Annotated in this window: 16 protein-coding genes and 1 pseudogene; 9 read left to right on the top strand and 8 right to left on the bottom strand. The window is 58.2% G+C overall.

Annotation, left to right across the window (positions count from 1 at the left end; genetic code table 11):
* Positions 1–126 precede the first annotated feature (126 nt).
* Positions 127–996, top strand: a complete 870-nt coding sequence (locus BUE38_RS18550) for a LysR substrate-binding domain-containing protein (protein ID WP_073436819.1) — start codon at positions 127–129, stop codon at positions 994–996.
* 65 nt (positions 997–1,061) lie between these two features.
* Here the strand turns inward: BUE38_RS18550 and BUE38_RS18545 are convergent, their stop codons facing one another.
* The 4 genes from BUE38_RS18545 to fae all read right to left on the bottom strand — a co-directional run bounded on the left by BUE38_RS18545 (position 1,062) and on the right by fae (position 5,788).
* Complete coding sequence (locus tag BUE38_RS18545) at positions 1,062–2,657, bottom strand: BCCT family transporter (RefSeq protein ID WP_073436818.1); 1,596 nt, start codon at positions 2,655–2,657, stop codon at positions 1,062–1,064.
* 114 nt (positions 2,658–2,771) lie between these two features.
* Complete coding sequence (locus BUE38_RS18540) at positions 2,772–4,226, bottom strand: NAD-dependent succinate-semialdehyde dehydrogenase (protein ID WP_073436736.1); 1,455 nt, start codon at positions 4,224–4,226, stop codon at positions 2,772–2,774.
* Positions 4,223–5,257, bottom strand: coding sequence for an aldo/keto reductase (locus BUE38_RS18535; RefSeq protein WP_073436735.1), 1,035 nt, complete (start codon positions 5,255–5,257; stop codon positions 4,223–4,225). The genes BUE38_RS18540 and BUE38_RS18535 overlap by 4 nt, the downstream gene beginning before the upstream one ends.
* A gap of 24 nt (positions 5,258–5,281) precedes the next feature.
* On the bottom strand, positions 5,282–5,788 hold the full coding sequence (gene fae / locus BUE38_RS18530; protein WP_073436734.1) for a formaldehyde-activating enzyme: 507 nt from the start codon (positions 5,786–5,788) through the stop codon (positions 5,282–5,284).
* Positions 5,789–6,867: 1,079 nt separating this feature from the next.
* On the opposite strand from fae, the gene BUE38_RS23145 reads away from it, so the two are divergent.
* From BUE38_RS23145 to BUE38_RS18510, 3 genes are all read left to right on the top strand, one after another.
* Positions 6,868–7,107, top strand: coding sequence for a L,D-transpeptidase (locus BUE38_RS23145; protein WP_073436732.1), 240 nt, complete (start codon positions 6,868–6,870; stop codon positions 7,105–7,107).
* A gap of 48 nt (positions 7,108–7,155) precedes the next feature.
* Positions 7,156–10,665: a hypothetical protein gene (locus BUE38_RS18515; RefSeq protein ID WP_073436731.1), complete on the top strand. Its 3,510-nt coding sequence runs from the start codon at positions 7,156–7,158 to the stop codon at positions 10,663–10,665.
* 428 nt (positions 10,666–11,093) lie between these two features.
* A complete protein-coding gene (locus BUE38_RS18510; RefSeq protein ID WP_143166391.1) occupies positions 11,094–11,522 on the top strand; it encodes a hypothetical protein in 429 nt (142 codons plus the stop codon).
* A gap of 18 nt (positions 11,523–11,540) precedes the next feature.
* Here the strand turns inward: BUE38_RS18510 and BUE38_RS18505 are convergent, their stop codons facing one another.
* From BUE38_RS18505 to BUE38_RS18495, 3 genes are all read right to left on the bottom strand, one after another.
* The gene (locus tag BUE38_RS18505; RefSeq protein WP_073436729.1) at positions 11,541–12,212 is read right to left on the bottom strand and encodes an SDR family oxidoreductase; all 672 of its coding nucleotides are present in this window, start codon (positions 12,210–12,212) and stop codon (positions 11,541–11,543) included.
* Positions 12,213–12,405: 193 nt separating this feature from the next.
* The gene (locus tag BUE38_RS18500) at positions 12,406–13,242 is read right to left on the bottom strand and encodes an alpha/beta fold hydrolase (protein ID WP_073436728.1); all 837 of its coding nucleotides are present in this window, start codon (positions 13,240–13,242) and stop codon (positions 12,406–12,408) included.
* A gap of 196 nt (positions 13,243–13,438) precedes the next feature.
* Positions 13,439–14,131 (bottom strand): type 1 glutamine amidotransferase domain-containing protein, encoded by a 693-nt coding sequence (locus tag BUE38_RS18495; RefSeq protein ID WP_073436727.1) that lies wholly within the window; start codon positions 14,129–14,131, stop codon positions 13,439–13,441.
* A gap of 167 nt (positions 14,132–14,298) precedes the next feature.
* On the opposite strand from BUE38_RS18495, the gene BUE38_RS18490 reads away from it, so the two are divergent.
* The 5 genes and pseudogenes from BUE38_RS18490 to BUE38_RS23380 all read left to right on the top strand — a co-directional run bounded on the left by BUE38_RS18490 (position 14,299) and on the right by BUE38_RS23380 (position 18,339).
* Entirely contained in the window at positions 14,299–15,216 is a 918-nt protein-coding gene (locus BUE38_RS18490; protein ID WP_073436726.1) for a LysR family transcriptional regulator, read from the top strand.
* Between the two features lie 817 nt (positions 15,217–16,033).
* Entirely contained in the window at positions 16,034–16,456 is a 423-nt protein-coding gene (locus BUE38_RS22715; protein WP_143166390.1) for a hypothetical protein, read from the top strand.
* A gap of 367 nt (positions 16,457–16,823) precedes the next feature.
* A pseudogene (locus tag BUE38_RS18485) lies at positions 16,824–17,342 on the top strand (DDE-type integrase/transposase/recombinase); the annotation flags it as partial.
* Entirely contained in the window at positions 17,339–17,992 is a 654-nt protein-coding gene (locus tag BUE38_RS18480; RefSeq protein WP_307725406.1) for a sigma-70 family RNA polymerase sigma factor, read from the top strand. The pseudogene BUE38_RS18485 and the gene BUE38_RS18480, both read left to right, overlap by 4 nt.
* Complete coding sequence (locus BUE38_RS23380) at positions 17,971–18,339, top strand: zf-HC2 domain-containing protein (RefSeq protein WP_327077524.1); 369 nt, start codon at positions 17,971–17,973, stop codon at positions 18,337–18,339. Before BUE38_RS18480 ends, BUE38_RS23380 begins: the two co-directional genes overlap by 22 nt.
* On the opposite strand, the gene BUE38_RS18470 is transcribed toward BUE38_RS23380, so the two are convergent.
* Positions 18,269–18,591, bottom strand: a 323-nt coding sequence (locus BUE38_RS18470) for an IS30 family transposase (protein ID WP_143166389.1), incomplete at its 5' end; no start/stop codon positions are given. The two genes, BUE38_RS23380 and BUE38_RS18470, sit on opposite strands and share 71 nt — an antisense overlap.

Below are 18,591 nucleotides of genomic sequence, written 5' to 3'. Positions count from 1 at the left end.
GGAACAACCCACACGAAGTCTAGTCTGGCGTAAGATCCCGCAGATGAGGATGCCACGGTGACCTCAACGGGTGTGGTGTTGTGGGATCCTGGGTGATGGATATAGCGAATGTTCTGGAGCCGACTGATGCGACGATTACCTTCCCTGACCGCGCTCAGGTTCTTCGAGGAGACTGCTCGCCAGCTTAGCTTCGGCAAGGCGGCCAAGGCGCTGTTTGTCACTCAGGGGGCCGTTAGCCGCCAGATAAAGTCTCTTGAGCAGTCGCTCGGTGTGACGCTGTTCGAGCGTCATTCCCACGGGCTCGTCCTGACCGACAACGGCAGGGCACTACTGCCTTGGGTGACGGATGCCTTCGATCGGCTGGAAGACGGCGTGACGACGCTGGATCCTGATGACGGAAGTGCCTGCCTGCGCCTGGTGGCACCACCGGCCTTTGCCACCCACTGGTTGTCACCTCGGTTGGGTGCCTTGGCGGCCCAGATGCCTCAGGTCGATGTATCGCTTCTGACTGCCGCCGATGAACGCTGTGATTGTGAGATTCGGTTCGGTACCGGGGCCGAAGCCAGTGGTCATTCGGAGCTACTGTTCGTGGAACGCCACATTTTGATGGGGCCGCCCTGGCTCGCCGCCGCTGAACTCGATGACCTGCTGGATGAGCAGCCTCTGCTGCACGTGCTGGAAGGAGGCCAACGGCTGGGCATGTGGACAGACTGGTTGGCCAAGGCCGAGCGAGAGGTTGACCGACGGCGCAAGGGGATCGAGTTTTCCAGTCTGACCCAGGTAATTCGGGCGGCTCGAAAGGGAGTGGGGCTCGCTCTTATCGACGCTCATATGGCGGTGGAAGAACTGGCCGAAGGCGACTTGGTACCGCTGTCGGACATTGAGGTCAACGGCCCCTATGGATACTGGCTCGATATTCCTCAACGATCGATGGCTGTAGGACGCGTACAAGCCTTCGCCCAGTGGTTGCAGGAAGAGAGCTCTCGAGCGCAGTAGCCGGTGTGCGATCACTGACGTTCCAGCCCTCTTGAGAGGGCTGAGGCGCCAGTGAATCGCCGTGGTCACGGTTGCAGTGGAGGGGCCTTGATCAAAGGAGCGCAACGGCGGGACTCCCAGGTATCAAGGGCCCTTTCGGTCAGCAAGGCACCCTGGCTTGTGAGTTCGACCTGACGACACATCTTGAGGAAAGCTGCCGCGGCGCAGACGACGATCATCAGACCGGGAACCCCTGATAGATTGAAGAGCATCTTGATGCCATCGACGCCGATATAGCTCGCGCTGACCCAGGCTACGAAGGCCACGGCACCTCCCCACATGGCCTTGACCCAAAGCGGTGACGAAGTGTTGTCGGCGGTGACCCCGTGGGTACAAAGCCCTCCGATGGCATCGGTATTGGAGTCCGCGGCGGTGATGAAGGTGATGACGCAGGCAAAGATGAAAAGTGCACTGAGGATCGTGCTACCTGGTAACTGATCGAACAGAATGTAGATCAGCGAAGCGAAGCCGCTCTCCTGATAGGCGTTGTACATGATGTTGTTCTGGGTCATATCGAAAAACAGCGATGATCCGCTGAAGATGCTGAACCAGAGAAAGCTAAAGGCTGATGGCAGTAGCAGGTTGACGATGATGAACTGCCTGACTCGATAGCCGCGCGCAATCTTACCAAGAAATAGGCAGCTCAACGGTGCCCAGGCAAACCAGCTGGCGAAGAAGGCAACGGTCCACCAACCGGGCCACTGGCTATTTCCTGAGGCACCTGTCGCCAGAGACCTTGAGAAGAAGTCGGACAGATAGACGCCGAGTGATTCGACGCCGATCGAAAGAATGAAGGTAGTAGGGCCGACCACGAAGATGAAAATGGCACCGATGAAGTACAGCCAGGTATTGATGCGAGCTAGTGTCTGGATACCGCGGTGCAGGCCGGTGGCGGCCGACAGGATGGCAGACCCGATGATGACGATGGCGATGATGGCCAGCACCAGTGGCGACTTGCCGATACCGAAGGTCGCCGCCAGTCCGTCGGCAATGACCAGAATGCCCGATGACAGGGTGGCTGACATGCCGAGCACAACGGCGAACAGGGCTATGCCATCGATGATCTGCCCTCCGAGGCCGTTGACTCGCTTGCCGAGCAGCGGACGCAGCATCGACCCGATGGAGAACTTGAGTTTCAAGTTGTGAAAGGACAGCGCGAAGGTCAGGGCGGCCACGGTGTAGATGCTGTAAGGCGTGATAGTCCAGTGAACGAAGATAGTCGACATGGCGAAGCGCATCGCCTCTGGAGTCTGGGCTGTGATACCCAGGTAGGCGGGTGGCTCCTGATAGTGCACGATCGGCTCGGCCACCGACCAGAACAGGATGCCCATGGCAATCACCGTGGTCAGCGAAATAGCGAACCAGCGGAACGGGGTAAGCAGTGGCGTTGCATCTTCACCGCCGATTCGCACGCGGCCGATGGGCGCAAAGAACGCATAGATGACGACGCCGACCAGGAACAGGGCGCTGAGATCGAATAGCCACGACAAGTGGTCGATGATGGCGTCGTTGAGCGACGACGTTGCCGAAATGAAGTTGTTCTTGTCGATCACCGTGTAGATGATCGTCACGCATAGACAAAGGCAGGCAGGCCAGAACGTTAGAGGGCGGATTCTTTTCATGGTGATGAGGCTCTTGGAGTTCTTGGGCATCACGGTGGGGTTGGCGGAAGGACGTCGGGCGCCACCTGACGTGGCTCCCGACGTGTATCCTTCCGCGTCGGCGTGCAGGAGGGGTTATAGGCCTCCCATCAGCAGGTACTTGATTTCCAGATATTCGTCGATGCCGTATTTCGACCCCTCGCGGCCGAGCCCCGACGCTTTCACGCCACCAAAAGGCGCCACTGGGGTGGAAATCAGGCCTTCATTAATGCCGACGATGCCTGCTTCCAGCCCTTCAGCGACTCGCCATACTCGGCCAATATCCCGAGCATAAAAGTACGCCGCCAAGCCGTAGTTGGTGTCATTGGCCAGGGCCATGGCCTGGATTTCATCCTCGAAGCGAAAGCAGGCTGCGACGGGACCGAAGGTCTCGTCGCCGGCCAGCATCATACCGGCCTGGGCATCGGCGATTACTGTGGGCTGATAGAAGGTCCCACCGAGGGAGTGACGCTCTCCGCCACACAGCACCCGACCCCCTTTCTCGCGCGCATCGGCGACGTGGAGCTCGACCTTGTCGAGAGCACGATCGTTGATCAACGGCCCCAGCTCGGCCCCGGAGGTAAAGCCGTCGGCCACGGTTAGTGCGGCGACGCGCTGGGCGAGTTTATGGGTAAATGCCTCGTATACACTGTCCTGTATCAGGAAGCGGTTGACGCAGACACAGGTCTGCCCAGTATTACGAAACTTCGAGGCCATGGCACCTTCCACCGCAGCGTCGATGTCGGCATCGTCGAAGACGATGAAGGGCGCATTGCCGCCGAGCTCCAGAGACAGCTTCTTGACCGTGTCCGCGGCTTGACGCATCAGCAATTGACCGGTGGCGGTGGAGCCGGTAAACGATAGCTTGCGCACTACTGTCGAACTCATCAGCGCGGCACCGATGCCGGCGGCATCGCCTGAGACGACGCTGACGACACCGGCAGGAACACCAGCGCGCTCACCCAGCACCGCCAGAGCATTGGCTGACAGCGGTGTTTCCTCGGATGGCTTGACCACGACGGTACAACCTGCGGCCAATGCCGGCCCGACCTTGCGAGTGATCATGGCCAGTGGGAAATTCCAGGGCGTGATAGCGGCGACGACGCCGATCGGTTCCTTGAGCGTCAGAATCCGGGCGTCAGCCTTGTGGGTCGGAATCACATCACCGTAAACACGCTTGGCTTCCTCGGCGAACCAGTCGAGAAAGCCCGCTGCGTAGGCCACTTCACCCTTGGCTTCGGCTAGCGGTTTGCCCTGCTCAAGGGTCATTAGCCGGGCAAGATCGTCGACGTGCTCGTGCATCAACTGTGCCCAGCGCTTGAGAACACCTGAACGCTCGGTGGCGGTGGTGGTCTTCCAGGTCGTAAGGGCCTGCTCGGCGGAATCGATGGCAAGCTGGCACTCGTCACGACCCGCGCGAACCACGTCGGCAACGACGCTTGCATCGGCGGGATTGTAGACGCTGTAGCGAACTCCTTGTTGGTGCCATTGGCCATCGAGATAGAGCCCCGTCTGCAGCAACTCGGAATCGTTCAATATGATCGCCGTCATAGCGCCATCTCCTGTGTAATGAATCGTCCTGCCGCGGGACGAGGTGCACGACTGATACGGCACCCGGCAGTGTCGTCGCGGATCACGTCGCAGGGGGTGTAGTTGCGACCCAGTTCGTGGCGTTCCTCGTCATCGAGCTCGAGGCTCAGTGCACTGACGGCCGTATCGAGCTGTTGTGCACTGTCCACGCCGACCAGCATCGAGGCGACTCCCGGGCGTTCCAGCACCCAGGCCTGGGCAACCTGAGCGGCTGTGATCCCTCGTGCTCGGGCGACGCGCCCCACCGACTCGGCGATCTGGATAGAGATGTCGTCGCCGTACATTTCACCGGTAAAATTGTCGGTGCGATTACGCGTTGACTGGCTATCGCCGGACAGCAAGCCACGGGCCAGGGGGCTGAAGACGGTGACACCGATGCCCTGATCCTGGCAGAAGGGGACCATTTCCCGTTCTTCCTCGCGATAGGCACAATTGAGCTGTAGCTGCATGTTGATCGGACGCTCCCAGCCGTGCTTGTCACACAGCCAGAGCATGCGAGCGAACTGCCAGGTGCTCATGGTCGATACTCCGATATAGCGCGCCTTGCCGGCGCGAACGATATCGTTGAGTGCCGACAGTGTCTCCTCCATCGGCGTTTCCCTGTCGAAAAAGTGCAGCATATACAAGTCGACAAAGTCGGTGCCAAGGCGTGCCAGTGACGCATCAATGGCGGCCATGACATGCTTGCGCGAATGGCCTTGCTGATTGGGTGCGTCGCCCATCGGATAGCCGACCTTGGTGGTGAGGATGATCTCATCACGTGGCACTAGGCTCTTGATCAGGCGACCGACGACTTCCTCTCCTACACCTGTGGAATAGAAGTCCGCCAGGTCGATGAAGTTGATGCCGTGATCGAGTGCACGACTGACCAGCGGGCGGCTCTGATCTTCGTCGAAGATCCAGGGCTTCCACTGAGGCGTGCCCATGTTCATGGTGCCGAGGCACAGGCGCGATACCTTGAGGCCACTGTGGCCGAGTCTTACATAATCCATGCCAGGATCTCTCGTGTCTGGCGCCTAGGCGCTCGGTGTGTAGAAGGGGTTGCCGAGCTGCTTAAGGGCCTCACTCAAGTTATCTCTGGTGGGGGCTCGGTCGAGCGCCATATGCAGGGCGGTGCGGGTAGCCTGATAGTTGTGCTCGAACACGGCATCAAGATCGTCGCAAGCCGGATTGACCCAATTGGCGGTGACGATAGCCCAGTCGTCCTCGGCTTCGCTTGGCAGCACTCCCTCCAGCAGTGCTTCGGTGATGGCCTTGGCGATACCTGCTTGAGACGCGCCCCAAGTAGCCTGGCCGTGCAACTCGCTCTCGATGGGGGTCTTGTTGCTGTAAACCGTCATCGGCTTAACCGGGGTTCCAGGTCTGACGATCAGCATGAACGGGGCGTGACCTTGACTCGGTGACGCGAGGGCGCCGACGAATGCCTGGCCGACAGGGCCGGTCTTCGGACCCATCATCAAATTGACATGGGCCGCGTTGACGCCGGGTCCTTCGAATCCTTCACCGATCAGCATGGTGCTCATTAGTATCTCCTGGTGGTGATTGGCTGGTAGTGGAATAGGGGCGAGTCGCGAGCCATCTCAAACTGGGTCGTTATCGCTGGTGAGTAGTGAATCACCGTGCTTCAGGAGTGGGGTAACCATGAAAACTCATGGGGGCATGTCGTCTTGTTATTAGACGAATGTCTCATGAAGAAGGGGCATGATCTCCTTGCCGCTTCCAATCATGCTATGGACGTCGTATAGCGCCGGGCGCTGGCTGGCAGGAGCGGGATGCAAGCAAACCATAATAGAGAGGGAACTGATGTCAGGTCTGTGTATCGTGATTCTATTGGTTGCATCCTTGGTGCTGTTCGTATGCGTCATCAATCCACGCTGGGCCTTGCCGTGGTCCTCCACGCCCAAGCGGTTTAACGCAAAAGACCTCTTTTGCAGGCTTCGGACTGATGATGGACGCAGGAACGAGAGAGCAGATCGCAGAGGAGGCCTGGCCGCCGTGACGACAACAGGCGGCCTCAAGGCGAGGACCGCCGACGGAATCCAGCAGTAACATCAGCTTGTCGGTCTCCAGGTTGTTCTCGATCAGCCCGTGAGGCAGCCCTTCGTCCCGCGCCCGCTCATGGCCATCGCGAGATTGCCGCCGGCCGAGCGCCCGCAGAGGATGACATGATCGGCACCGTACGCTTCGATCGCGTGCCCGTAGACTGCCAGCAATCCTCCAGAGCGTCCGGATAGGGGGGGATCCGGGGGCATCCGGTAGTCAACACCATGCCATGCAGGTCTGCGTGCATCCGCGCACTTTGGCGGCAGGCTTCTCCACCACCAAAGACCAGTGCGCCGCCGTGGTGAGCCGCAGGGCGACAAACAACCGTTAGTCTGCCCGGCACAATCCCGATCGACACCAAAGTGCGCCGACTTTACCTGATCGAGCCGGGTGGCGTTGCGCAAAGCTATGAGATCGGTGTTGGTGCCGAGGGCTTTGGCTGGTTTGGCACCGAAATCATCAGTGCCAAACGGGAGTGGCCCGATTGGCGACCGCCCGCGCAGATGCGTGCCCGTCGATCTGATCTGCCCGCCTTCGTTCCTGGGGACCGGAACATCCAATGGGTCCCCGGGTACTGTATCTGGGCCAGACTCTCTATCGGATCCATGGTTCGAACGAGCCTGAGGCCGTAGGCGATGCGGTTTCCTCCGGCTGCTTTCGCATGACCAATGCCGATGTGATCGATCTCTACAATCGTGCCCGGATCGGCTGCGGGTTCGAGTCTTCTGGCAAGGTGTTGGCGAAGAAGCGGGCGTTGCCAAAGACTTGCCGTCACGGCTTTGTCATCGGGTCAGCGTAGTTTTTTGCTGGAAGCCTTGCTGACTATTCATTGTCCAGGAATATTCCCATGTCGAAAGTCGCCGCCTCTGCCCCCGTGGATCCTAAATCGGTCGATCCCGACAACACTAAAGCCTGGAACGAGGCCAAGGAACAGGCAAAGGACGCCGGCATCCGTTGGGAGCGTCCAGAAGACGACAAGCGTACGGCGAAGGAAATTCTGAACGATAGCTCGCTGCTGAAAAACCTTGGTAATCAGGCTGGCGTGCGCGAGTCGCTGGAAAAGCGTGTAGGTGGCAAGATCGGCGAGGATGCCGACGCGACCTACCGCGCCGTGCAGGTGCTGGAACATGTCGAGCGCTACGATGGTGACGGAAAGCGTCTGATAGGTGACGATATTGGCAATGGCGAGATCAACGGGTTCTCGAATAGCGGAGAGGCTTATCACGGCACTGAGGCCGGGCGACTGCAGGATTTTGGCAAATACGGTTTCGACAACCTCAAGGGTGAATTGCAGCATATCAAAAGTGCGTCTGAAGACCCCAAGGCCCGCGAACGAGCCGAGGCCCTGGGGATCGAATGGGAACTGCCCGAAGGCGACGACAGTACCGCCAGGGACATCATCGACAAGAACCCATTGCTGAAGAACCTTGGCAATCAAAGCCACGTCAAGGAGATGCTGAAAGAACGGGTTGGCGATTTCGAAAATGATCCGAATGCTGCCCACCGTGCTGTGCAGGTGCTGGAGCACATCGAGCAATATGATGAGGACGGTAATCGCATTGCCAGCAAGGATATCGGGAACGGCGAGATCAACGGATTCTCGAAGGACGGAGAGGCCTATCACGGCACTGAGGCCGGGCGTCTGCAAGACTTCGGCAAATACGGTTTCGAAAACCTGAAAGGCAAGATCCGTGACAGCGACAACGCCGCCGACGACAAGGATGCGCGTGCCAAGGCCGAAGCTCTGGGCATCCATTGGGAGCGCCCCGAAACGGACAAGCGCAGCGCCAGGGATATTGTCGAGAACAACCCGCTACTGAAGAACCTGGGCAACCAGTCCGATGTAAAAGACATGCTGAAGGAACAAGTTGGCGATTTCGAAAATGACGCCGACGCTGCTTTCCGTGCAGAGCAGGTTCTGAAACATATCGAAACTTATGACGCCACCGGCAATTCGACCGGCGGGGAAAGCGATGGCAAGATCAACGGCTTTGATCCCGAAGGTCGGGCCAAGACCAACACCGAGGCGGCCCGGTTGCAGGATTTCGGCAAGTACGGCTTCGACGCCTTAAAGGGCGAGATGCCCGACGAAATTACCCCCAAGCATGAGGCGGCGGTCGAAAAGGAACGTATCGACGCCGTCAACAAGGCGCGTGAGGATGCCGGCCTGCCGCCGATGGACAAGCAGGATGTGACGCAGCTGCTGACCTCGGACAAGGACGCCGACGGCAATAACCTAACGGTGACCGAATCTGCTTGGCAGCAGGTTATGTCCGACTGGAAGACCGGCATCGAGAACGGCTCGATCAAGGCCGATGACGACCGTGCGAAGCTTTACAATGCGATGAAGGCCGGCGCATTCCTCGACAACGGTGCGCAGATGTATACGCTGAACATCAGCGAGGGAGTCACCACCCGTGCCGTCACCGGCCACGACATGGAAGACATCATCGATGGAGAAAAGATCGATAAGCAGATCTCCGAGTTGATGGAATCCGAAGCGGTGAGCAAGGACATCACCGAAGCCCGCGAGACCGCGCTCGGTAAGGTCGAAGGCGGCGACAAGGTTGTCGAAGGTCTGAAGAAGATGGCGGAAAGCCCGGAATACGCGAAATACATACAGGATCTCAGCAAGGACCCGGAGATGAAGCAGGTGGCCGAAGACGACATCTCTTCGACCTATACCTCACTTCTGGCAGCCGATCCCGAAGCCGCGGCCAAGTTCGCTCAGAACATGCAGATCGACAGCTTGACGATGGAGCTGGACGCTCTGATGGCTGATCCCAGCAAGATCAGCGAGGAAAACCTGAACCTTGCCGGTGCTGACGCGGGCAAGATGATTTTGACGCTGCTCAAAAAGGCTGGGCTTGACCTGGGTCGCCGCGCAGCCGAGGCGCAGAAATTCCTGGAAGGGATGATCGGCGACAAGAAGACCAGCAAGGAATTTGCGCAGGCAATGGCCGAGATCGGGGCAAAATTCTCGCATAGCGGCGAAATCACTACCAAGGATGTCGAGAAGATCATCGGCAGCGGTAAATACGAGGGCTTGCAAAAAGGTGGTGCGCGCGCCTTCTTTGAGGAGATGACCAAGGCGGGCGTTATCGGCTCGCTGGGTGGCGTGGTCTCGCTGGCCTCGGGGATCTATCAGCTAGCGGGCAAGGGCGGCACGCTGGCCGACACGACCGAGGAGCGACTGGCCATCGCCAAGGATTTCGTCAGCTTCATCGGTGCGGGCAAGCATTTCGCTGATCTGGGGAACCACATCATCGGCGAACACAACAAGGACGTGATCAAGTTCAATGAGGACATCGACAAGCGGTATGTCGCCAGCGATGTCCCGCATGACGGTAACGGTCCTGACCCGCGCGAGGACGAATCGCGCGAACTGAGAACCCAGGCCGAAATCGACGAGATGAAGAAAAAGCCGTCGCAGTCGCTGCTGGGGCTGGACAAGACGTTGGGCGATTTGCTGCGCGGCCCGTCGGTTACCACGCCTGCCGGGCCGCATAACCAATACGCTGATTTTCATGCGGCCTTCGAGGAAGCACTGAACAACTCAAGCAAAAGTGACAAATACACTGAACGGCTGAGTCAGTTCAAATTGGACAACAAGGAAGGTGAGAAACTTATCAAGTCAGTGGAAGACGGATTCCAGGCCCGGCCGGGGCTCAAGGGGCCGGACGGCAATCCGGCCAGTTGGCTGCACAAGGGCTCATCCGCGTTCCTGCTGGTGGCAAGCGCCGGTGCAGACACTTTTGCAGGTGCCGCTGACATCGCCATCGGTGCGCTGACGATCAAGAAGGGGCTCGCCAAGGGCGATGATACCACCACCGCCAAGGGCGCGCTGCAGGTCGCGGCGGGAGGTTTCGGCTTGACGGGAGGTGTTGCTTCTTCCCTGGGCTTGCTGAAAAGCCTCCAATTCGTCAAGGCGGCCGCGGCACCGAGCTTCCTTGTTTCGGCAGTGCTGGCGATCGCTACGGTCATCCCGGACATCATCAACGACATCAAGAAGACCGACCAAATCAAAGGTTACCGCGAGGACCTGCAGGAATTCATGACGCAACTGGACGATCAGGGCCTCTTGACCGAAGACGGGCTGGACAAGTTCCGCTTCCTCGACAGCTACATGGCCAACTATGGCCAGCGTGATGCGCCAGACGGCCTCAGTATCTTCGATTACCGCGACGAGGAAGTAGATTACTTCCTGAACTATTGGAATGGTGAAGCCGGCGAGAAGGCCGAGGAACGCGGCCAGTTCTCCTCCACCTTTGGTTTGGATGAGGACAATCACGCAGATTACGGGGGAGACGGCGACAACCTGAACACCGATATGGAAGATCAGGGCGGCCTGTCCTGATCCTTGCGCGAAACCTGACGATCCCGGTTTTCCGGGAGCGGATTTTGCCACATTTAATTCATTAGGTGGAATGCCCTCAGAAGGCTGGACACCGTCAAGCCTCACAATGAGGCCTGCTCAAAGGCCCCCGGGCTGACGCCGGCGCGATAGGCTGTATCCCTTCGCGACGACTACCTGACCCGGATCTTCGAAGAGGGCTACACGCCGATACGTGCTGGTGAGAACGCACGTTTCCATGGCCCGCCAGCTCGGCAGTTAAAGCGGGTCTGATCATACTCACTTCTCTGAGGGGCGACGCCTGACCTCGGGGAGAGCTCGCTCCTTTTTCTTACCACGGAGGCGAGCATGACGACTCAACCCCGGCTCCGGCGCCTGGAGACGGCCCGGGGCTTTTTCTGGACAGCTATGTCGCTGATAGCGACAGCGCAGTGTTCCTATCCCTCTGGGGACGGGATACCGCGATCCATGAGCTGATGGCCAAGCTGACGTTGCCGATTGGCGAAGGCGGCCTGGACAGTTTGACCTTGATGGGAGAGCGGCCAGTCCGGTTGCACTTGAACCGCGACCGACCAGGTAAGCGCACCACGCGGACCTATCGACAAACGCGATTCGGCAGTCTGCTGAACCTCTGGCTGTTCGATCAGTGCTACCAGGAGCCCGACCGGGCCAATCGGCAGTGCTATGCCATCTTCAACGAAAGAGATTCCCTGCAGAACAAGAGCGCGATGCCCTGGTCAAGATTGCGTGACCTGATGGCATATCCGCTCCCGAATCACTGGCGACCTACGATCGTGCAGCTGCTCCTCGAGCATGGTGGCATTCGCATGCGCGATCGCACGTCCGAGCCTGTCTGTTAGGGCTCGACCTCCTCCGGCTCAACGGCTTTCGTGGGAGGGATCTGTGACCGCGCCTATGGCCGTCGCAATGACCGTGCTGCCGCCGGTCACTTCCAGGATAGTACGGCTGACCTCAGGTGCATGCAGCAGATCGACAATGGTCGCTGCCACGTCGTCCCGGGCGATCTCTCGGTGGGTCTGCGCCAGGCCCAGATCGACCATTCCCGTACCGGGATCATCCGTCAGGGCCGAAGGTCGGAGGATCACCCAGTCGAGACCGGATCGCACGAGCTCAGTTTCGGCCTTCTTCTTCTGGAGCATGTAGTGCTCGAAATTGTCGTTCATGTGCCGCTCGCGCCAGGCTTCCGGGAAAACCGAAACCAGCAGGTAGCGCCGGACGCCAGCAAGCGCCGCGGCGTTGGCTAGTTTGCGGGGACCATCGCCGTCGATGGCGCTCGTTGCTGCTGGACCACCCTTTCCACCTGCGCCGGCGGTGAACACGACAGCGTCGCTACCATGCATCGCCTGTGCAAGCTCCGCCACCGACATGGTGAGGATGTCGCCCTGGATCGATGGTACGCCGTGGTCGGCCAACTGGTCGATCTGTTCCGGGCGCCTCACGGGGCCGATGGCCTCATCGCCCCGCGCTATCAGCGCCTTGGCGAGCCGGCGGCCGATGCCGCCGGCGATTCCGATGACAAAGACTTTCATCTTCATTCTCCCTGGGGTCGTTCAGGTTGACTTCCGTGAGGCCCGACTGGGACGCACGCGACTGATTCGGAAACAGGAGCGGCGGGGCGAAGCCGCCGGCCGGATCGCGTAGCAGTCCGACGATCGCCCTCGATCCACAATCACGGTCGGAATGTGTCTGGCGATGGAGCGCTCGACCCCATCGCCGGAGTGCTCAGTCACCGATGAATGCCAGAAGATCGGCGTTGATGATCTCGGAATGGGTCGAGGCCATACCATGCGGTAGACCCGGATAGGTCCTGAGCTCACTGTCCCGCAGAAGTTCGACCGCCTTCAGCGCAGTAAACTCGATCGGTACGACCTGATCGTCCTCGCCATGCATCACGAGGACCGGCACCTCGATGGACTTGAGATCCTTGGTGAAATCGGTCTCGGAAAAGGCCGCGATGCAGTCGAACTGTGCCTTGGCCCCACCGGCCATACCCTGCCGCCACCAGTTGTCGATTAGACCCTGGCTGACTTCGGCACCTGACCTGTTGAAGCCGTAGAACGGGCCCGAAGGCACGTCGATATAGAACTGGGCCCGGTTCGCCGCCAGTGCGGTGCGGAAGCCGTCGAAGACTTCCATCGGGAGCCCGTCGGGATTGTTCTCGCCGAGCAGCATGATTGGCGTCACCGCCCCAATCAGCACGGCCTTCGCCACGCGGCCGGGCTCGGCACGGGCGACATAGCGGGTGACCTCACCGCCGCCGGTGGAATGGCCAACATGAATCGCGTCACGCAGGTCGAGCGCGCGGACCAGTTCCGCTACGTCTGATGCGTAGGTGTCCATCTCGTTGCCGGTATCGGTCTGGTCCGACCGTCCATGGCCGCGCCGGTCATGGGCGAGGACGCGGTAGCCCTTCGACAGGAAGAAAAGCATCTGATTGTCCCAGTCGTCCGCGCTCAGCGGCCATCCGTGGTGAAAGACGATGGGTTGGGCAGTCTTCGGGCCCCAATCCTTGTAGAAGATGCTGGTGCCGTCTGTGGTAGTGATGAATCCGCTGCTCATTGGTCTGCTTCCTTTTCGGGGTCGAGAAGTCGGTGGTCGTCGCGACCGTCCTGGTCAAAATGCAAGTCCTGACGCCAGGGCACTGCCCGCAATCAACAGGGCCCAGCGGCTCGGGAAACCGGTGTGAAAGTCGCCTGTCATGCTGTGTCGCTTTTGGTTGGACGGTTCCGTCCGGGACGGACGCCGGCTATCTTGTTCAGGCAGTCCCGGCCCTGGCCAGGGCGGCGAGAAGGGTACGTGCGGTCTCGGTCGAGGACGCCGGGTTCTGACCTGTGATGAGACGTCCGTCGGTGACCGTGTGAACGCCCCAGTCCTTGACCTTCGAAAAGATGGCGCCCTGGCCGATCAGTTCGTCTTCGACGAGGAACGGCACGACCTCGGTGAGCCCGACGCCTTCTTCCTCGCCATTCGTGAAGCCAGTGACGTGTCGGCCCTGAACGAATGGGGTGCCGTCGGGGTTCGTGACGCGACGTAGGGCCCCTGGCGCGTGACAGACGAGAGCCATCGTCTTGCCAGCCGCCCAGAAGGCTTCGATCAGCGCGATCGAGTAGGGGTCCTCGGCCAGATCCCACATCGGGCCGTGACCGCCGGAATAGAAGACCGTGTCAAAGTCCTTCTGGTCGACGCTGTCGAGCCTCACAGTGTCGGCGAGCAGCGCGTTTGCTGCTTCGTCGGCGACGAAGCGCCGCGTCGTGTCGGTCTGGAAGCCGGGATCCTCGCTCTTGGGATCGAGCGGGGGCTGGCCGCCAGCAGGCGAGGCGAGGGTGATCTCGGCGTCGGCATCCTTGAAAACGTAGTAGGGTGCGGCAAGTTCCTCGAGCCAGAAACCTGTCTTCTTGCCGGTATCACCGAGTGTGTCGTGAGAGGTGAGAACGATGAGAACCTTCATGAGTTTGATCCTTTTGGCTATCCGGCACGGTCTCATGCCGGTGGCGGGACGATTTGCGAAACACGTCAGGGTCTCTGTAGCCCTGCCGATGAGTGGAATGTGGCAGGACCATAGATGTTTAGCTAATTTACTTCTCAAACTTTAGATATTCATATCGTTTATATTTTATGAAATACGACCTGAACTTGTTTCCAGCCTTCATGGCGCTGATGGAAGAGCGGAGCGTGACACGCGCGGCCGACCGATTGGGAATCACCCAGCCGGCGTTGTCGAACGCGCTGAACCGTCTTCGCGAGACGTTTCGCGATCCACTCTTCATTCGGCAGAGATACGGTATCGCGCCGACGGAATTCGCGGAGAGCATTGCCCCGACCATCGCCACGGCACTGCGGCAGTTCGATGACCTCGTCCTCACCCAGCAGGAGTTCCACCCCGAGAAGGCGGACCGCCTGTTCACGATTGCGCCCAACAGCTACGTGGAGATCGTTCTTATGCCGCTTCTCGTCGCTCGGCTTCGAGAGGAAGCGCCGGGGATCCGCCTGCGGATGACACCGTTCGGCAGCGATCTGACCGAGTCGGGTATCATGTCCGGCACGACCTCTCTAGCACTCGGTCGTATGGTCGATCCCCCGGACAACCTTGTCGTACAGCATCTAATGGATGAAGGTCTGGCCTGTGTGGTGCGTGTCGACCACCCGGATGTCCAGGACAGCATTGATCGTGCACAATACGAACGCCTTAGGCATGTCAACGTTCTTCCGTCGGGCCGGTTGCGTGCCGGTCTGTACCAGGCGCTGGACAGGCAGGGCCTTCGGCGCAAGGTGGCCGTCTCAGTAACCCACTTTCTGGCCGTACCCGAGATGATCGCCGTTACGGACTATTGTGCCACGCTGCCCCGCCTGATCTGCCACGGGTTCGCGCGTGATTCGCGACTCAAGGTCCTCCCGGCGCCCGTCGATCTCGGCACGTTCCCCGTCGAGATGGCATGGCACGTGCGGTATCGTCAGGATGCCGCGCATCGCTGGCTCAGGTCTGTCGTCGCGGATCTTGGGAAGGAGCTTCATCAGCGAAGCCTCGAGTCATGAGAGCAGCCAGATCTCGGCGGTGAAGGATCAGCATGTTGCGCCTGCAAGGTGCTTTGGCCTCGGCAATGCTCCCTAAGGGCTGTCCTTTCGAACAACGGTGATTCTGCAAACGCTAACTGCATCTGTTCCAGGACGGTTGATAGGGGCATAAATGGTGAATCCGTTTCAGCAATCACGAAGGTCTGGTTTCTTTTGACGTACGACCTTGCCTCCTACCGGAGTTGACCTTTGGTGCAGAGCTCCTCTTGGGACATACCTGAGTCGGACCTGGATACACAAAATAGTGGTGGCGAGTCGGTCGAGATGGAGTTGGCGAGGCAATTTGCCGCTTGAACCTGCGATAGTTCCAACGGCCTGAGTTCTGTGTTTCACAGGGCTCAGGTCTGTCTACGTTAACGCCTTATATGGGCGGTTCAGTAGCCGCGACGAGCAACTTATCTTACAGTATCATGGTGATTTCAAGTGACCTCAATGGAGCTGAAGCCTTGAAGCTTTATCACTTCATCTCAGTGACAATGGCAGAGTAAATTTTTGATATTGGATTACAGCCTGGATTTCATCAGGCACCCTGATGGATATAAAGAGAAATCATTTGGCTTGCCAAGTCAGATACCCCATCTTTTATTGGTGTGCCTGACGGCTCAAAACTGCTGACCGAAAGGCAGGGAATGTATCAGGAAAAGTTAATAGGAAAAGAACAAGAAAGCTTGGAATAGAATAATAAAAAAGAGATAAAAATCACATTGAATCCTCAGGATGGAATTGATGGGCTTTTACGGTTTAGGGACTTGACCCGAATGTGCGGTGGTGACCAGTATTGGGAAAAAAAGTTGGATTAAGTTCAGTTTATGACTTGAAGCGCCTCGATTCAGAAGAACGTCGTTCCCTAATGAATAAAAATAAAAGTTCGGGTAAAAGGAGCTGGTATGTCTGCACAAAGCCAATTCCACTTTATAAGATCGAATGTGTGGAATATTTTGATGGAAGGAGGTATGTTGATTATGAGTACCCTCTTCAAGGAGTTAAAACGCTTGAAGACAGCGGCTACATCCATGTCCCCATGGAAATCAGTCGGCCTTTGCTGGAAGGTATAAAGCCAAGTCATCCGTATGATCCTCCCACAGTAGTTGCCTTCTGGGAGGATCCGGATGGAGATCAAAATATTCAGCTGATGGCTTGCAGAATCGTTGTTGATATTACACTGGGAGAAGTTGTTCATATAAAAGATCTGAGTGGGTGATTATAGCCGAAATTTATCCAAAAAACTGGTCTCAGATTGAGCCTGTGTACATAAAGATATATTGCGAAAGTTTGGGGGAGCGCAGTAGGACGGTTCTATGTCTATTATCCGAAGCGCCGTAAACAGGGCAGTATTTCGCGTAGTTGGGCGTAGTTGGGCGTAGTTTGGCGTAGTTGGGCGTAGTTGGGCGTAGACATGGGCTGCTCTCATTGGGCTTCAGCAACAGTAGCATAGTGTGTTGCATGTCATGGTCAGACGTGTGTCGGCCTCGCTTATTCCCCCCGGAATGAAACATTTCCAGTGATCATTATTTTCATGGACATGGGAATAAACTACCAAGGCGAGCGTCACACGGGTTCCGACGCAGCCAAACGCGCTGTGGGTGTCGGATTTCACCTATGTCGCGACTTGGCAGGGCTTCATCTATGTCGACTATGTCATTGACGCCTTTGCCCGACGGATCATCGGCTGGCGAGTTTCCCTCACACCGCGCACCGACATGTCGCTGGATGCGCTGGAGCAGGCGCTTCATGAGCGCCCCCAGCGATCTGGCAGTGACTTGATCCACCATAGAGATAGGGGCGTGCAATATGTCTCTATCCGCTATACGGAGCGCTTGGCGGATGCCGGCATCGAGCCGTCGGTTGGGAGCGTGGGCGATTCGTACGACAACGCGCTGGCCGAGACGGTCACCGGGTTGTTCAAGCCCGAAGTGATCCGCCTACGCTGGTCATGGCGAAACCTGGCAGCCGTTGAGTTTGTCACCCTGGAGTGAGTCGACTGGTTCAATCACCGGCAGCTACTGGAGCCGATCGGCAACATGCCACCGGTTGAGCGAGAGGCCCTGTATTACGAGCAACAGGGTCAGGCCAAGAAGGCGGTCTGACTCAAATCAACGAGTCTCCGAAAGCCGGTACGGTTCAGTTCAGGACGCAAAGGACTGGAGATTCCAACGTGAGCAATACAACGCTTGAAGATCATTATGCAAGACTGGTCAGGGTCAGGCCCCGCATGCTGTCTTTCGCCCGCCTCCATCTGCGGGATCACACGGCAGCCGAGGATGCGGTACAGGAGGCCCTGATTGCAGCAATCGAGAAAAATGACAGTTTTTCCGGTCGCTCCGGTTATGAAACCTGGGTATTCGGTATTCTCAAGTACAAATTGCTTGATCAGATGCGTCAGCAGAAACGTCAGGGCAAATGGGAGCCCTTCGATGAGGACGCTGGCGAAGAGATACTTGATCAGATGTTCAAACGCAGCGGCAGCTGGGCACCCAGCGCAGCCCCTCAATCCTGGGGGGAGCCGGACAAGGCACTGGAAAACGAGACCTTCTGGCAGGTATTCGGTGCCTGTATGCTGGCCCTGCCGGATAACGTGGCCAGAGTCTTCTCACTGCGCGAATTGATGGGACTGACCACGGAACAGATCTGTGAGGAAGTCGGCATCAAAGAGAACAATGCCTGGGTCATTCTCCATCGTGCACGCCTGAAACTACGCTCCTGTCTCGAAAAGGGATGGGTGGAGAACGACGCATGATGATGTGTCGAGCCGCCACCAGGCTCATGTCGAAACAGCTTGATGGTCCTCTGAGTCTCTGGGGGGCCACACTGCTTCGTATCCACGTAATGATGTGCAAGGCCTGTCGCCGTTGCCAGCAGCAATTCAACATGCTGCACGACATTCGCGACCCATTCTTCGAACGTGCTTCAGACAGCACCGAGAACCATGAACGCCATCAGCAGGCCGAACCGTCCCGGTTATCTCAGAGAGCTCATCGTTTATGGGCGGATGCAGGTTCTGAGTGCAACACTATTAATGAGTCAATGACGGGGCTTCATGATACTTCGCCATCAGTTCGCTCATCATCTCAATGGGACACTTGAAGTCGAAGCGCTTTCGCGGGCGCATGTTGAGCTCAAGCGCTATTTCATCCAGTTCTTTCTGGCTGTAGACCGATAGGTCCGTTCCCTTGGGCAAGTACTGCCGTATCAGTCCATTGATATTTTCGTTGGCGCCTCTCTGCCACGGGCTGTGCGGGTCGCAGAAGTAGATGGCAACGCCGGTGTTCTGGGTGATTCTGGTGTGCTTCGCCATCTCACGTCCCTGGTCATACGTCAGGCTCTTCCGTGCGGCCA

The organism is Halomonas cupida, from assembly GCF_900142755.1.
Classification (GTDB): domain Bacteria; phylum Pseudomonadota; class Gammaproteobacteria; order Pseudomonadales; family Halomonadaceae; genus Halomonas; species Halomonas cupida.
The sequence above is the reverse complement of the archived record's forward strand: the minus strand, read 5'-3'. Positions and strand labels throughout refer to the sequence as shown.

What these genes read in the sequence shown, in the direction of transcription:
- BUE38_RS18550 (WP_073436819.1), top strand. Translation starts at nt 127, where the DNA reads ATGCGACGATTACCTTCCCTGACCGCGCTCAGGTTCTTCGAGGAGACT.
- BUE38_RS18545 (WP_073436818.1), bottom strand. Translation starts at nt 2,657, where the DNA reads ATGAAAAGAATCCGCCCTCTAACGTTCTGGCCTGCCTGCCTTTGTCTA.
- BUE38_RS18540 (WP_073436736.1), bottom strand. Translation starts at nt 4,226, where the DNA reads ATGACGGCGATCATATTGAACGATTCCGAGTTGCTGCAGACGGGGCTC.
- BUE38_RS18535 (WP_073436735.1), bottom strand. Translation starts at nt 5,257, where the DNA reads ATGGATTATGTAAGACTCGGCCACAGTGGCCTCAAGGTATCGCGCCTG.
- fae (WP_073436734.1), bottom strand. Translation starts at nt 5,788, where the DNA reads ATGAGCACCATGCTGATCGGTGAAGGATTCGAAGGACCCGGCGTCAAC.
- BUE38_RS23145 (WP_073436732.1), top strand. Translation starts at nt 6,868, where the DNA reads ATGGGTCCCCGGGTACTGTATCTGGGCCAGACTCTCTATCGGATCCAT.
- BUE38_RS18515 (WP_073436731.1), top strand. Translation starts at nt 7,156, where the DNA reads ATGTCGAAAGTCGCCGCCTCTGCCCCCGTGGATCCTAAATCGGTCGAT.
- BUE38_RS18505 (WP_073436729.1), bottom strand. Translation starts at nt 12,212, where the DNA reads ATGAAAGTCTTTGTCATCGGAATCGCCGGCGGCATCGGCCGCCGGCTC.
- BUE38_RS18500 (WP_073436728.1), bottom strand. Translation starts at nt 13,242, where the DNA reads ATGAGCAGCGGATTCATCACTACCACAGACGGCACCAGCATCTTCTAC.
- BUE38_RS18495 (WP_073436727.1), bottom strand. Translation starts at nt 14,131, where the DNA reads ATGAAGGTTCTCATCGTTCTCACCTCTCACGACACACTCGGTGATACC.
- BUE38_RS18490 (WP_073436726.1), top strand. Translation starts at nt 14,299, where the DNA reads ATGAAATACGACCTGAACTTGTTTCCAGCCTTCATGGCGCTGATGGAA.
- BUE38_RS23380 (WP_327077524.1), top strand. Translation starts at nt 17,971, where the DNA reads ATGGGTGGAGAACGACGCATGATGATGTGTCGAGCCGCCACCAGGCTC.